The following is a 224-nucleotide window of genomic DNA, read 5'->3' on the forward strand; positions in this document are numbered from 1 at the left end:
CAAGAATCTAGTAAACTGCCGGCCTTTCCTTGCATTTTTGTCTGCAACCACTCTTCCTGGTGGGATGGGCTCATCTACTATCAGCTGACGAAGACTGTTATTCAGCAGGATATGTATATCATGATGCATGAACAGGGACTGAAGCAGTTTCCATACTTTAAAAAACTTGGAGCCTTCTCAATTGACCGCTCCAGCCCAAAAGAAATTTTAAAAACAATGAGGTA

At 42.0% G+C, this 224-nt stretch carries 1 protein-coding gene; it reads left to right on the forward strand.

Going from position 1 to position 224, the window contains the following annotated elements:
• Positions 1-15 precede the first annotated feature (15 nt).
• A partial coding sequence (locus EOC06_RS45635) for a 1-acyl-sn-glycerol-3-phosphate acyltransferase (protein ID WP_368773624.1) occupies positions 16-224 on the forward strand: 209 nt, incomplete at its 3' end.

Source organism: Mesorhizobium sp. M7A.F.Ca.MR.362.00.0.0 (assembly GCF_004023175.1).
Taxonomy (GTDB): Bacteria; Pseudomonadota; Alphaproteobacteria; order Rhizobiales; family Rhizobiaceae; genus Mesorhizobium.